Consider the following 249-nt stretch of genomic DNA (forward strand, 5'->3'; position numbering starts at 1 on the left):
TTATTTATTGATGAGCAGCAAGCTAAGTCATGGACAATGCATGAAGTGATTAGCCGTTGGCATCGGTTATTTAAAGGTACCTTGCTAACCCAGCAATATTTACGGGGTGAGCCACTCATTGACACACTACAACAAGTCGTCGAACAAACCACCAAGGTTTACCGTCAGCGCCTGATGGATATCAGTTGGTTTATGCGTATTTTAAATGAAACTATCGCTAAACAAGCCAATCTTGAAGATGGGTGTACC

At 42.2% G+C, this 249-nt stretch carries 1 pseudogene; it reads left to right on the top strand.

The window, feature by feature from the left end:
- A pseudogene (locus tag MTCD1_RS19905) lies at window positions 1-249 on the top strand (transposase); the annotation flags it as partial.

It is taken from the genome of Colwellia marinimaniae, from assembly GCF_002207865.1.
Taxonomy (GTDB): Bacteria; Pseudomonadota; Gammaproteobacteria; order Enterobacterales; family Alteromonadaceae; genus Colwellia; species Colwellia marinimaniae.